This window comes from Paracerasibacillus soli, from assembly GCF_042432965.1.
GTDB lineage: Bacteria > Bacillota > Bacilli > Bacillales > Amphibacillaceae > Paracerasibacillus > Paracerasibacillus soli.
On sequence record NZ_JBHLWL010000022.1, the window covers coordinates 181,759 to 194,607 of the forward strand.

Genomic DNA, 12,849 nt, shown 5'->3' on the forward strand with positions numbered 1-12,849 from the left:
CATAGGTGAGCGAAGATAGAGACATAATAGATGAAGATTTGTTTGAAGACATTGATGAAGAAGAAATGTATGAACTTCTTCAACAAGCAAAAAAGGAAATTGAAGCCAAACAGCAAGAAGGAAAGCCAAAACGTCCATTTCCCAAATGGGCATTTTGGCTCATTTCATTTGCAATGTTTCTTCAAGTGATTGCACTGTTACCTCAAACGTTATCTATACCGGCCATTGACTTTTTAACGACATCTGCGAAGCTTTCGAAACAAGAAATCATTCAATCGCATAAACAAGCAGTTGTCGTGATTGAAACAGATGAAAGTAGAGGGACGGGATTTTCCATAACAGAAGATGGAAAAATCATAACGAATGCGCATGTCGTTAAAAGTAATGAACGCGTAACAGTTGCTTTTCCAGAACATGGTTTATTTATGGCTGATGTCATTGTATCTTATCCGGACATTGATTTAGCAGTTCTACAAGTGGAAAAGGGCTCCGCGCTACCTACATTGGAGTTAGCGGAAGAGACGTTATTCGTTGAAGGAGAACAAATCCAATTTATCGGTAATCCTTTGAGGTTTCAGGGGATTGCCAATGAAGGATCAATTTTGGGATATACAAAGCTTCGAGATTGGAAAGAACCTGTGTTAATGATCCAAGCGCCGGTTTATCGAGGGAATAGTGGGAGCCCAATATTTAATAAAGCGGGGCAAGTTATCGGTGTTATTTTTGCAACTTTGGATCATGAATCATATGGAAAGGTTGGATTATTTATCCCAATTGATTATTATTATAAAAAAATAAAAGAAGGGGTCTGACCCCGTCGTTTGGGGGGTCAGACCCTTTTGTTTCATTTTCTTTGTTTCAAGTTGTAGCGCTACATTTTTACGGCACTGTCAGATATTGTGTTTTTCATTGCATGGTCAATATAATACAGTAAATTATCATGGGATTGGATGATTGTCGATTCATCTAATGAAAAGTTAAAGGAGTGTAAAAAGTGTTGGATCTTTTTTGATAAAATATCGTCTTTTGTGCGTACCATTAATACAAGTAAGTCGTCCCATTGCCCCCACATCGTATAATATAAGGCTTTGTCGTAATCTGGAATATCCATCTTTATCCCCTCCTTAAAAGTGAAGCTACCTTTAGCTTTCCCCCTAGTATATATATATTTACAAAAACAAAATTGGTGTGTTTGCCATTTAAAGGCTTACGCAAAAAAGAATATTGTTTTTAAAACACCCCATACTAATGAACAAACGGGCAAAGGAGGAATTAATTTTGAAACGAAAAGTTATTAGCTTAGCGGCAGTAGCTACAATTGCATTAGCAGGGTGTAACGCAAACAATGATGGAGCGACAAATAATAAGGGTACAAATAACGGTGCAGAGCCGACACGTTACCATCAAAATGCAAACGATAATGTAATTGATCGTAACATGGAACGAACCGGTTATCGAGGTAATGATCGATTTAATGGTTCGAACCGTTACAATGATGACAATTACAATACACGAGATGTTCGTAATGACAATCGTGGTAATGTAAATAACAATACGCGTTATGATGTTGCAAAAGAAGCTGCTGACCGAATCGTTCGTGATGTTCCAGAAATTGACCGTGCATATGTATTAACTACAAATAATAATGCATATGTAGCAGCACAACTTGACACAAATGATAACCGCGATGGTGTAAAAGACAAAAATAATAATGGGGATAAATTAACAGATAGTGTAAAACGTAAAGTATCTGATATTGTAAAGTCTGTGGACAATCGTATAGATAATGTATATGTTTCAACAAACCCGGATTTTTATAATTTAACAAACAATTATGTAGACGATATGGATCAAGGCCGTCCTGTACGTGGCTTCTTTGATCAATTCGGTAATATGATTGAGCGTTTATTCCCTCAAAATAGGTAACAAATGAAAGGGCGAGTGTGGATATATTTTATATCTACACTTGCTCTTTTTTTATGGATGTAAAGGCTTTAACAGTAAAAATTAATTTAACTACAAATGATCATAATGTAATTTTATTCCAAGACATAAGTTCATTTCATCGCACTTTTATAATATATTCTCCTTTATAGGCCAAATGTAATGTTTACCCTGTTCGGTGACCTCTTACCAAATCATCTATGCGTTTGTATACGTCGCTTACTGTTTTTATGATAATATGTATATATTCTAATAATTAAATGGAGGTAGACTTGTATGCAGAATCAGGTGATTACATATTTAACTGAAAATCGTGAACGTCTTTTAAAAAAATTAAATGACTTTTTGGCAATCCCAAGTGTAAGTACAGATAGTAGTTTTAAACAGGATGTCGAACAAGCTGCGCAATTTTTAGAAACATATTTACAGGATATTGGTTTTGATGAGGTAGAAGTACAGGAAACAGGTGGACATCCATTAGTTTATGCGCATTATAAGCAGGCAGGGCCTGATGCGCCTACGGTATTATTTTATGGACATTATGATGTACAACCAGCTGATCCTTTAGAATTATGGGAAAGTGAGCCTTTTAAACCAGAAGTTCGTAATGGACGTTTATATGCACGAGGCGCAAGTGATGATAAAGGACAAGTTTTTATGCATCTTGCCGTTTTTGAAGCATTTATGAAAACGAATGGGCGCATTCCGTTAAACGTAAAAGTATGTATCGAGGGTGAAGAGGAAATAGGCAGTGAGAACTTATATCGAGTATTGCAGGATAAAAGAGAACAGTTTGCTGCTGATTTCGCTGTAATTTCTGATTCAGGTATGGTTGCTGAAAACCAGCCAACTATTTTATATGGTTTGAAAGGATTTACTGGTGTTGAAGTGACAGTAAAAGGGCCCGACCATGATCTTCATTCCGGAATGTATGGTGGAGCAGTTCGAAATCCAGTCATGGCTTTATCACATATACTTGCTTCCATTAAAAATGAAGATGAAGTGATTACGGTTCCTGGATTTTATGACGGTGTAGAACCGTTAACTGATGAAGAAAGACAATTGATTGATCAAGTAGAAGGAGAGGATTATGCGGCAACTACTGGCGTAAGTGAAGTTGTTTCAGAAAAAGGATATACTGCAAAAGAACATACGATGGCGCGCCCAACATTTGAAGTAAATGGAATATATGGTGGATATCAAGGAGAAGGAACGAAAACAATTATCCCATCAACTGCAACAGCGAAAATTACTTGTCGTTTAGTACCAGGACAAGATCCAGAGCATATTCAAGATTTATTAGAAAAACATATGAAACGTATTGCACCAAAAGGTGTGACGGTTGATGTGAAAAAAGAAAAACTGTCGTCAAAAGCATATAAGGTAGAACCAAACCATCCCCTAATTCAAAAAGCTGCAGACAGCTATACAAAAGCTTTTGGAAAAGAAACGGTATATGTCCGTATGGGTGGATCGATTCCAGTTGTGGAATGGATTGACGATATTTACAATATTCCAATCGTCCTTTTGGGTTTTGGAACACCAGATGACAGACTTCACTCTCCAAATGAAAGCTTTCCTTTAGATAGTTTTGATAAAGGGATGGAAACACTTGCTCACTATTGGTCAGCATTAGAAAAATAAACGAGAGGGCCTAAAAATAGAGGGGAGGATCTGTATGCAGATAGCCATTATTACGGGCACATCACGTGGACTAGGGGAAGCACTTGCAATTTTATATTTAAAACAACGTATTCCAGTTATAGGAATAAGTAGAAAAACAAATGATAGATTGGAAAACATTGCTGAGGTAAACAATACAAAATATGAACATATAACTTGTGATTTAAAAGATATTGCTGCGGTACAATCAACGATATTTAAGATAAAGGAAAAAATGACGAACGTTGCACCTACAGAAGTTTTCTTAATCAATAACGCGGCTATGGTAGAACCTATCCATCAAGCGGGTGAACTTGATGAAAAGGAATTAACAACACATATACAAGTAAATGTAACAGCACCAATGCTCATGACAAATGCCTTATTACAATTTTCTAGCCAAGAAAAAATACCGTTCAAGATTGCTACTATTACATCAGGAGCAGCGGAAAGACCTGTCTATGGCTGGAGTGCTTATTGTAGTACAAAAGCAGCACTAAATATGTATACAAAAACAGTAGCGCTTGAGCAAGAAGAATTAAACACAGACAATAAAATAATTGCCTTTAGTCCTGGAATAATGGACACGGAAATGCAACGGCAAATAAGAACACGTTCCCATGAAGAATTTATCGAGATTGAGTCATTTAGGAATTATAAAGAGACAAACAAATTAAAGCAACCTGAGATAATTGCAACAATTTTATTTGACATCTTAAATGATTGTGAGCAAATTAAAAATGGAACTATTTATCATGCAAGAGATTATTTTTAAACGATCCTTTCTCCCTTCTTTAGCGTTTCGTACCTGCAAGAATAATTAGATTGTGATACACTTTAGATTGAGTTTTGTAAAAGGCGTAAATCACAAAATTGGAGAATATCATAATATTGTTAGGTTTTATAGAAGATGAAAGGAAGAATAAAATGATAACGAGAAAAAGTGAACGCGAAGTAGAACAAATGCAGAAAGCTGCTGACTTGTTAGTGTTAACACATAAAAAAATTGCGGAAATGATAAAACCAGGAATTACGACGATGGAAATCGATACTTTTGTTGATAAATTTCTAGCAGAACATGGTGCGATTGCAGAACAAAAGGGATATAATGGTTATCAATATGCTACATGTGCTTCTATTAATGATGAAATTTGCCATGGTTTCCCACGCAATGAAAAATTAAAGAATGGCGATATCGTAACAATAGATATGGTCGTAAACTTAAATGGCGGACTTGCTGACTCTGCTTGGACCTATGCTGTTGGAAATGTAGATGCAGTAGGGAAACGATTAATGGAAGTTACAAAAGAAGCGCTATACAGAGGGATTGAACAAGCACGAGACGGAAAGCGAATTGGTGATATCGGTCACGCTATCCAAACGTATGCGGAAGGGGAAGGATTTTCCGTTGTACGTGATTTTACTGGTCATGGCATCGGTCCAACAATTCACGAAAATCCGCATGTCCCACACTTCGGTTTACCAAACAAAGGAGTTCGTTTAAAAGAAGGAATGACAATTACGATTGAGCCGATGATTAATGAAGGTGACTGGAGAAGCCAAATGGATGATAATGGTTGGACAGCAAGAACAATTGATGGTGGGCGTTCTGTACAATATGAACATACTATCGTGATTACAAAGGATAAACCGATTATTCTAACGGAACAAGATGAACAATAATGAAGCGGCTTAGCACGGATAAAAGGATCAGACCCCTCGATTAGCTTGAAGGGGGTCTGATCCTTTTTTATTCCAACTGTTTCCTATGATTAAAATCGTGTGATCCTAAGCTACATATTTATTTGAATAAAAAGACATACCTATTACGAAAACATTTCCCATATTCTCCGACCCGAAATGCCTTCATTGCTTATAGGGTATTTCCTCAAAGTAAAAAAGTAACACTTATCAGAGCCGTCATACTTTGTTATTTTAATAAAAACAGTTATAATATAATGAAATTTCCCGCAAAGGTGGTGAAATAAAGATGGAGCTGGTAGAGAAGAAGCAAGGTGCAACGAGTACGATGATGTTGAAACAAGGGTTAACCGTTGGAATACCAATTATACTCGGCTACCTTCCTATTGCGATTACATATGGAGTCTTAGCAAAACAAGCAGGGTTATCACTTTTGGAATTAACGATGATGAGTGTTTTGGTATATGCCGGAGCAAGTCAATTTATGGGAGTAAACATGATTGCGGTAGGGGTAGGAGCAATGGAAATTATCATTGCTACATTCATTCTAAACTCACGCCACTTTGTGATGAGTTTGTCATTTATGCATGCAATTCGTGATATGAAAACAGCATGGCGATTTCCGTTAACGTTGACATTAACAGATGAATCGTTTGCAGTCTCATCGATGCATACAGATGCGGTAAGTAAGAAGCATGGCAAATGGTTTTATATTTCTTTGTTTTTCACTGCCTATCTATCCTGGATTTTTGGCTCCTTTTTAGGTGGGGTATTAGGGGAAATCATACCTGATAAGCTAAGTCAAAGTATGGGAATTGCCCTTTATGCAATGTTTATCGGGTTATTAGTGCCAACAGTCAAAAAGGAATTAAAACTAGCATGTATTGCAATCATTGCTATGCTTATTCATACGTTGTGTAGCGAAGTTTTTCACTTGAGTACTGGTTGGGCAATCGTTATTGCGACGATATTAGGCGGATTTAGTGGTGTGTTTCTGATGAAAGAACAGGAAAGTTAAGGTGATACAATGATTTACTTCATCATTATAGGAATGGCCTTCGTAACGATGGTTCCAAGGATAATACCAGCATTTATTGTTGATAAATTAATATTTCGTAGTTGGGTAAATCGCTGGTTAAGTGCGATACCTTTCGCTGCACTTGGTGCATTAATATTTCCAAGTATTTTAACTGTGATTCCCGAACAACAATATATTGGTTTAATCGGCGGATTGGTTGCGATTACATTAGCTTATTTTGGTGTGAATACTATAATTGTCGTATTAGGAGCAATCTGTACTGTTTTCCTCCTTACAACATGGTAAAATGAAATTAGTGTTAAAAAGTGAAGCTGTACTTAAGCTGAACATAGGGGGATACGATGCGATGTATACCATTCGTCAAGCAAGTTACGAAGATGCAACAGCTATTGCTAATATTCATGTACGAACGTGGAAAAATACATATCAAGACTTAATTGATGAAAAAGACATTTCAAATATGACATATGAAAATAGAAAAGTATTATGGCAAACAATTTTGCAAACGCAAACAGAGGACAGAGTTACACTTGTCATCCACCAAAATGAACAAATCATTGGTTTTATTTCTGGTGGACCAGAGCGTACAAAGAGATTTAACTATGATGCGGAAATTTATACGATTTACATATTAGATGAACACCAAAAAAAGGGATTAGGCGCACAGCTTTTAGCGGCCTTTTCGAAAAAGATGTTGGCATTTGGGCATCAATCCCTTTTGGTTTGGATCCTAAAACAAAATCCCTCTAGCAGATTTTATGAGCGATATGAAGCAAAACCAGTGGGCTACGAGGAAACAACGATAGGTGAGGGCACATATCGGGAAACAGCATATGGTTGGACAGATTTGGAAGGCCTTGTGAAGAAATTAAAATATTCAAATGTATAGGGATGAAAAATATCCTATGTAATCTTTTTGATTTAACTAAGTCGGGTACATAGGAATATTCTCTATATTTTGACCATTACTTGTTTTCGAGTAGATAGAAAGCTTCTATCTACTCGCTGATTATTTTTTCATTCATCTTGCATACATAATATTGAATTGACTTGTGTAAGCTGTTTACGTATTATTCTTTATACGGTTCGATGTGAATATGTGCATATGGTATATGGTGCTTTTCATATAGCAGTTTTTCAATTCGAACTGTTATATCATGGCTTTCTTCTACGTTTAGATAATAATCAACCAAAATGGTAATGTCAATAAACTGCTGATTACCAAGTATTCTTCCTTTGATATCTTTTACCTTTTTAACTTGTGGAACAGTATATACGGTTTCCTTCATCTGTTCGAGCAACGTTTCATCAAATCCATCTGTTAATGTATGGGTTGCTTCTTTGAAGATCTTCCAAGCTGTAAAACAAATGATCAAGCCTACAATTAATCCAGTTAAAGGATCGAGCCAAAAAACACCAAACTGGGCCCCAACAATTCCTAAAAAAGCCCCGATACTAACTAAGGCATCAGATTTATTATCTTGGGCAGCTGCAAAAAGTGCACGACTGTTTACTTTTTTGGACAAAATTAAATTAACACGATAGACGAGGAGCATCATGATAAAAGAACCGAGTGCCGTCCAAGCAGTAATCATATTAGGTTGCATGATTTCGTGTGCAAATACTTTCTGGAATGTATCTATCATAACCTGGATACCGACAAACATCATAATAAATGCAGCAAATAATGAGGCGATTGTCTCAGCACGATAGTGACCATAACGATGGTCCTGATCTGGTGGTTTTTGGGAAATGCGTAATCCGATTAATATCGCAATAGATGCAATGACGTCTGTTGAGTTATTTAAACCATCTGCACGTAATGCATCAGAATGGCCAACATGCCCAATGATTAATTTTGATAAAGCTAATACAATATATGTAATGATGCTTAGCCAAGCACCTTTTTCCCCTAGTTTTGCATTTGTCTCAATCATCATCATTCCTCCATTACAATTGACAACTTACATATTTTACTAAAAAAAGGACTGGGCGTCCACATTTCAAGTAGCAAAAAGAACATCAAAAAAGCCATCCATATATAGGATAGGCTTTATTGCTTAAAATACGTATGCATAATAGATTTTATATCATCGATTGTCATATTATTTTTATTAGACCAGTAGTGGTTGATGGATTGCATGAGTGAAGCAGCTTCTATTTTACTTTGTTCAAAGAGTTGAATAAAGGAAAGATCTGCAGTGTCGTTTGTATTCACATTATGCCATGTGCGCTGTTTTAAATTTAAATAATCTTGATTCGTTATAACCGGACGATGTGAATAGGCGGCTGTCCACCGGGATAGAAACGTATTTTTCCAACCATGTGGATCGGCAAGTAATTTTAAAGCTAATTTCGTATCACGGTATGCTCTTTGCATAAAATCAGCAGGTAGTACATGATCGTGAGTAGACAAAAGGGAATTCGCTAATAAGGGATAAAAGCTTTCACAAAGCTGTTTATCCAAGTTGAAGCCAACATCAATTTCTTTATCTATTTTAGATTTCCACGTATTTAAATTATGATATTTTTTCATCAAAATTGTATCGATGATTGTTTCGAGTTTCCGTTCTGGTATTTTCCTTTCATTTGCAAAGTAGGATATAAACGAATACGTACGATGTTCCAAAGCAAGATGTGTAATAAACCCGAAAGTATAGGCTAATAAATGGGATTCTTTGCCTTTCATCTGTTCAACAAGATCGATGAGATATGGCAAGTAATTCTTTTTACGTAAAAAGTCCATTTTTTCCATATAAGTTTTATGTTTTGCGGGCCTCCAGAAATGATAATATAAAAATAAATCAGGACCCAAGGAACCAAGTTTTAAATATGTTTCATTTTTAACATTAGGGATTGCTTTTCTGTCTAAAAGATCAATGATATTTTCGCAAAAAAGCATATGTGTCCAAACAGATGGCAAGCATCATCCCTCCTTTTTAAATGTTATCAAAAATAGTGAACATGTACTAGTATAAATGAAATTACGATTTGTGCATGCCCAAATGTGTACAAATTTTTGAATATATGATTCCGAGATTATTTTTTAAAATATAAAACATACGAATAGCGTGATTTTAAAAATTTGATACAATAGTATTGGGTACGAGTTAGTTATAGACAATGGGGAGGAATTAGATAATGGATTATCGTATTGAACATGATACACTAGGGGAAGTAAAAGTTCCAGCTGATAAATATTGGGGTGCACAAACACAACGAAGCAAACAAAACTTTCCAATTGGTAATGAAAAAATGCCGAAAGAGATTATTCGCGCATTTGCTATTTTGAAAAAGAGTACAGCTAAGGCAAACAGTGAGCTTGGCTTATTAGAAGAAGAGAAATATCACGCTATTGCTTACGCTGCTGATCTTGTGTTAGAGGGTAAACTAGATGACCATTTTCCGCTTGTCGTCTGGCAAACTGGAAGTGGTACACAGTCAAATATGAACGTAAATGAAGTATTGGCGCATGTCGGAAATACGTATTTAGTAGAAAAAGGAAGCAAGTTACGTCTGCATCCAAATGATGATGTAAATAAATCACAAAGTTCTAACGATACATATCCAACAGCCTTACATGTATCAGCTGTACTTAAAATGGAAGATATCGTATTACCAGCTATTGAGCAATTAAAAGCAACAACAAAAGAAAAAATGGAAGCATATATGGATATCGTTAAAATTGGTAGAACACATTTGCAAGATGCCACACCACTTACATTAGGGCAAGAAATTAGTGGTTGGTACGAAATGCTTGTCAAAGCTGAACGATTTGTAGCAGAAAGTGCACATCATTTAAAAGAATTAGCAATTGGCGGAACTGCAGTAGGTACAGGATTAAACGCACATCCAGAGTTTTCTAATCTTGTATGTAAGGCAATTAGCGAGTTTACTGGAAAAACATTTATCTCAGCAAAGAATAAATTTCATTCCTTAACAAGTTATGACGAATTAGTTTACGCACATGGTGCTTTAAAAGCGCTTGCAGCAAATTTAATGAAAATCGCCAATGATGTTCGTTGGCTTGCAAGTGGTCCTCGTTGTGGAATTGGTGAAATTACAATTCCTTCGAATGAGCCGGGAAGTTCTATTATGCCAGGAAAAGTAAATCCAACGCAAAGTGAAGCAATCACGATGGTTGCAGCGCAAGTGATGGGGAATGATGCAACAATAGGATTTGCGGCAAGTCAAGGTAATTTTGAATTGAACGTGTTTAAGCCAGTGATGGCATATAATTTCTTACAGTCTTGTCAATTACTCGCAGATAGCATGCTTTCGTTTGATGAGCGCTGCATGCAAGGATTAGAGCCAAACCGTGAAAAAATTGACCAAAACTTAAATGATTCATTAATGCTTGTTACAGCTTTAAATCCGCATATTGGTTATGAAAATGCTGCAAAAATTGCCAAGAAGGCCTTTGCTGACCAATCAACATTAAAAGAGGCCGCAGTAGCTTTAAATTTATTAACAGAAGAGGAATTTGATCAATATGTGATACCAAAGGAAATGACACAACCGAAATAAGTACTAAGAACAGCGCTTACTTGATGATGATACACAAAGTAAGCGCTGTTTTTTTGCCTTTTTTCATGCAGGTTTAACGTGTTGTAAGTGTCCCACCAAGCTTTCGAGGAGATTTTAGAAAGATAGTTGTGAGATTAACAGCCAGTAAGTCTGATTCGTTCAATTAACAATCAGTAAGGGAAGTACTTAAACTCCTCTGATTGAAGTTACATTTTTTTAAATAAAAAGTGTTGAAATAAGCTTGTAAAAAAAATGTAGCAAATCAAGAACAAATTACCAGTAGATATTTGTGATAAGTTTTCGCGTTTTGCAAAGAATAGTTAGTACAGGAGGTGATAAGACATGGCAAACAACAACTCAAATCAGTTAGTAGTACCAGGTGCTCAACAAGCACTAGATCAAATGAAACAGGAAATTGCTCAGGAGTTCGGTGTTAACCTTGGTCCTGATACAACTTCTCGCGCTAACGGTTCTGTTGGTGGAGAAATCACAAAGCGCTTAGTTGCAACTGCACAGCAACAACTAGGTGGACAATTTCATCAATAATATGGCTATGAGAGGTTAGAAGCCTCTTCTGAATAGGATTAGAGGGAAGGTCTATTATAGACTTTCCCTCTATTTATTTTGCATGCAATATAATAAAACAATTGTAAAATGATGAATACCAATATGAAATGGAAAAATTCGAACCGTCACTTATCACCCTTTACATATAAAAAAGTGGGTAAAATCACCTCACGATGATCTTGCCCACTAATCTTAGTATACTGCATTTTATCGTTAACGAATTCTTTGTTCTGTTTTTATGTCAAAGAAATGTGCATGGTTCATATTAAATGCTAAATCGAGTTTTGTGCCGCCTTGAATGTCAGATCTAGAATCAACGCGAGCTACAAAATCTTGGCCATGTAGTTTGGAATATAAGTAAGACTCTGCACCCATTAACTCGGCAACTTCAATTGTAGCTGTTATTTTTGTTTCAGGTGTCGAATCGATGAAGACAGGTTCATCATGAATATCTTCAGGACGGATTCCTAATACAATGTCTTGATTGACATAACCTTGTTCACGTAATACTTTCATTTTTCCTTCAGGAACTTTAATTTTAGTGTCTTCAATTAATAAGTAACCGTCAGTTAATTTTCCATTTAGGAAGTTCATGGAAGGGGATCCGATAAAACCACCTACAAAAATATTTTCAGGAAAATCATAGACCTCTTTTGGAGCTCCAACTTGTTGAATAATACCATCTTTCATTACAACAAGGCGTGTAGCCATTGTCATAGCCTCAGTTTGGTCATGTGTTACATAAATGGTTGTTGTTTGTAGTCTTTGGTGCAATTTTTGAATTTCTGCACGCATTTGTACACGTAATTTCGCATCAAGGTTAGAAAGCGGTTCGTCCATTAAAAATACTTTTGCATCACGAACAATAGCACGTCCTAACGCAACACGCTGACGTTGTCCACCTGAAAGTGCTTTAGGTTTACGATCTAAATAAGCCTCTAAACCTAAAATCTTTGCGGCATTCTTAACACGCGTTTCAATTTCGTCTTTTTTAAATTTACGAAGTTTTAATCCAAAAGCCATATTATCATAAACATTCATATGTGGATATAATGCATAGTTTTGGAATACCATTGCAATGTCACGATCTTTTGGTGCCACATCGTTCATTTTCTTATCATCAATATATAACTCTCCGTCAGATATCTCCTCTAGTCCTGCAATCATACGTAAAGTAGTTGATTTACCGCAACCGGATGGACCAACAAAAACAATAAATTCTTTATCTTGTATGTGTAAATTAAAATCTTCTACTGCCACAACATTTTTGTCATAAACCTTTTTTATATTATCAAGTCGTAGTTCTGCCAATTCAATTCCCTCCATTTTTAAGAAGCTTATGATTATAGTATAAAGAAAACGCTACCAAAATGTAATGGACAACATGCACAAAAAACATAAGCTAATTT

General features: G+C 36.0%; 14 protein-coding genes. 10 read left to right on the top strand and 4 right to left on the bottom strand.

Annotation, left to right across the window (positions count from 1 at the left end; all coding sequences use genetic code 11):
• Window positions 1-5: 5 nt before the first annotated feature.
• Entirely contained in the window at window positions 6-812 is an 807-nt protein-coding gene (locus ACFFIS_RS07490; RefSeq protein WP_390186830.1) for a S1 family peptidase, read from the top strand.
• Window positions 813-871: 59 nt separating this feature from the next.
• Here ACFFIS_RS07490 and ACFFIS_RS07495 read toward each other — a convergent pair whose 3' ends face one another.
• The gene (locus ACFFIS_RS07495) at window positions 872-1,111 is read right to left on the bottom strand and encodes a YhdB family protein (protein ID WP_320378574.1); all 240 of its coding nucleotides are present in this window, start codon (window positions 1,109-1,111) and stop codon (window positions 872-874) included.
• 167 nt (window positions 1,112-1,278) lie between these two features.
• Between ACFFIS_RS07495 and ACFFIS_RS07500 the strand changes: the two genes are divergently transcribed.
• The 7 genes from ACFFIS_RS07500 (at window position 1,279) to ACFFIS_RS07530 (ending at window position 7,235) form a co-directional block, all read left to right on the top strand.
• Entirely contained in the window at window positions 1,279-1,926 is a 648-nt protein-coding gene (locus ACFFIS_RS07500) for a YhcN/YlaJ family sporulation lipoprotein (RefSeq protein ID WP_320378575.1), read from the top strand.
• 294 nt (window positions 1,927-2,220) lie between these two features.
• A complete protein-coding gene (locus ACFFIS_RS07505; RefSeq protein ID WP_390186832.1) occupies window positions 2,221-3,588 on the top strand; it encodes a dipeptidase in 1,368 nt (455 codons plus the stop codon).
• Window positions 3,589-3,622: 34 nt separating this feature from the next.
• Window positions 3,623-4,381, top strand: coding sequence for a (S)-benzoin forming benzil reductase (locus tag ACFFIS_RS07510; protein WP_320378576.1), 759 nt, complete (start codon window positions 3,623-3,625; stop codon window positions 4,379-4,381).
• A gap of 152 nt (window positions 4,382-4,533) precedes the next feature.
• Window positions 4,534-5,289 carry a type I methionyl aminopeptidase gene (gene map / locus ACFFIS_RS07515; RefSeq protein ID WP_320379758.1) on the top strand — a complete coding sequence of 252 codons (756 nt, stop codon included), beginning with the start codon at window positions 4,534-4,536 and terminating at the stop codon, window positions 5,287-5,289.
• Between the two features lie 307 nt (window positions 5,290-5,596).
• A complete protein-coding gene (locus ACFFIS_RS07520; protein WP_390186835.1) occupies window positions 5,597-6,325 on the top strand; it encodes an AzlC family ABC transporter permease in 729 nt (242 codons plus the stop codon).
• Between the two features lie 9 nt (window positions 6,326-6,334).
• Window positions 6,335-6,631: a branched-chain amino acid transport AzlD family protein gene (locus tag ACFFIS_RS07525; protein WP_320378579.1), complete on the top strand. Its 297-nt coding sequence runs from the start codon at window positions 6,335-6,337 to the stop codon at window positions 6,629-6,631.
• A gap of 61 nt (window positions 6,632-6,692) precedes the next feature.
• Window positions 6,693-7,235 carry a GNAT family N-acetyltransferase gene (locus tag ACFFIS_RS07530; RefSeq protein WP_390186836.1) on the top strand — a complete coding sequence of 181 codons (543 nt, stop codon included), beginning with the start codon at window positions 6,693-6,695 and terminating at the stop codon, window positions 7,233-7,235.
• Window positions 7,236-7,416: 181 nt separating this feature from the next.
• Here ACFFIS_RS07530 and ACFFIS_RS07535 read toward each other — a convergent pair whose 3' ends face one another.
• Both ACFFIS_RS07535 and ACFFIS_RS07540 read right to left on the bottom strand, forming a co-directional pair.
• Window positions 7,417-8,286: a cation diffusion facilitator family transporter gene (locus ACFFIS_RS07535; RefSeq protein WP_390186837.1), complete on the bottom strand. Its 870-nt coding sequence runs from the start codon at window positions 8,284-8,286 to the stop codon at window positions 7,417-7,419.
• A 113-nt stretch (window positions 8,287-8,399) separates the two neighbouring features.
• On the bottom strand, window positions 8,400-9,269 hold the full coding sequence (locus ACFFIS_RS07540; RefSeq protein ID WP_390186838.1) for a zinc dependent phospholipase C family protein: 870 nt from the start codon (window positions 9,267-9,269) through the stop codon (window positions 8,400-8,402).
• A gap of 218 nt (window positions 9,270-9,487) precedes the next feature.
• Here ACFFIS_RS07540 and fumC point away from each other — a divergent pair, with 218 nt between their 5' ends.
• A complete protein-coding gene (gene fumC, locus ACFFIS_RS07545; RefSeq protein ID WP_390186839.1) occupies window positions 9,488-10,873 on the top strand; it encodes a class II fumarate hydratase in 1,386 nt (461 codons plus the stop codon).
• Between the two features lie 342 nt (window positions 10,874-11,215).
• Window positions 11,216-11,419: an alpha/beta-type small acid-soluble spore protein gene (locus ACFFIS_RS07550; protein WP_320378582.1), complete on the top strand. Its 204-nt coding sequence runs from the start codon at window positions 11,216-11,218 to the stop codon at window positions 11,417-11,419.
• 234 nt (window positions 11,420-11,653) lie between these two features.
• Here ACFFIS_RS07550 and ACFFIS_RS07555 read toward each other — a convergent pair whose 3' ends face one another.
• A complete protein-coding gene (locus tag ACFFIS_RS07555; protein WP_320378583.1) occupies window positions 11,654-12,751 on the bottom strand; it encodes an oligosaccharide ABC transporter ATP-binding protein MsmX in 1,098 nt (365 codons plus the stop codon).
• Window positions 12,752-12,849: the final 98 nt, after the last annotated feature.

Excerpts from the sequence above, each read along its gene's own strand:
- map (WP_320379758.1), top strand. The coding sequence starts at position 4,534 with ATGATAACGAGAAAAAGTGAACGCGAAGTAGAACAAATGCAGAAAGCT.
- ACFFIS_RS07550 (WP_320378582.1), top strand. The coding sequence starts at position 11,216 with ATGGCAAACAACAACTCAAATCAGTTAGTAGTACCAGGTGCTCAACAA.
- ACFFIS_RS07495 (WP_320378574.1), bottom strand. The coding sequence starts at position 1,111 with ATGGATATTCCAGATTACGACAAAGCCTTATATTATACGATGTGGGGG.
- ACFFIS_RS07530 (WP_390186836.1), top strand. The coding sequence starts at position 6,693 with ATGTATACCATTCGTCAAGCAAGTTACGAAGATGCAACAGCTATTGCT.
- ACFFIS_RS07510 (WP_320378576.1), top strand. The coding sequence starts at position 3,623 with ATGCAGATAGCCATTATTACGGGCACATCACGTGGACTAGGGGAAGCA.
- ACFFIS_RS07520 (WP_390186835.1), top strand. The coding sequence starts at position 5,597 with ATGGAGCTGGTAGAGAAGAAGCAAGGTGCAACGAGTACGATGATGTTG.
- ACFFIS_RS07525 (WP_320378579.1), top strand. The coding sequence starts at position 6,335 with ATGATTTACTTCATCATTATAGGAATGGCCTTCGTAACGATGGTTCCA.
- ACFFIS_RS07505 (WP_390186832.1), top strand. The coding sequence starts at position 2,221 with ATGCAGAATCAGGTGATTACATATTTAACTGAAAATCGTGAACGTCTT.
- ACFFIS_RS07535 (WP_390186837.1), bottom strand. The coding sequence starts at position 8,286 with ATGATGATTGAGACAAATGCAAAACTAGGGGAAAAAGGTGCTTGGCTA.
- fumC (WP_390186839.1), top strand. The coding sequence starts at position 9,488 with ATGGATTATCGTATTGAACATGATACACTAGGGGAAGTAAAAGTTCCA.